This window comes from Psychrobacter sp. GW64-MNA-CIBAN-0177, from assembly GCF_040309585.1.
In the GTDB taxonomy this organism is placed as follows: domain Bacteria; phylum Pseudomonadota; class Gammaproteobacteria; order Pseudomonadales; family Moraxellaceae; genus Psychrobacter; species Psychrobacter okhotskensis.
On record NZ_JBEOOY010000528.1, the window covers coordinates 1 to 244 of the forward strand.

The window sequence follows — 244 nt, forward strand, 5'->3', positions numbered from 1 at the left end:
CTCCAGGACAGACTGAGCGTAGCGTGTTCTACAGCAAGATCTTATGGCACCAAAGCAGCTGCACTATTAATCGATATTGATCATTTTAAATACCTTAATGATTCCTTAGGCCACCAATATGGTGATGAGCTCATTTGTATGATGGCAAGACGAATACGCTCGTTAATACCTGCATCGTATACATTAGCGAGATTAGGTGGTGACGAATTTGTGATTTTAATGAGCGAGACTCGCTCTGTTGAGG

At 42.2% G+C, this 244-nt stretch carries 1 protein-coding gene; it reads left to right on the plus strand.

All coding sequences use genetic code 11. The features are described from left to right. Positions 1–12 precede the first annotated feature (12 nt). A partial coding sequence (locus AAEY79_RS16100; RefSeq protein ID WP_352289712.1) for a GGDEF domain-containing protein occupies positions 13–244 on the plus strand: 232 nt, incomplete at its 3' end.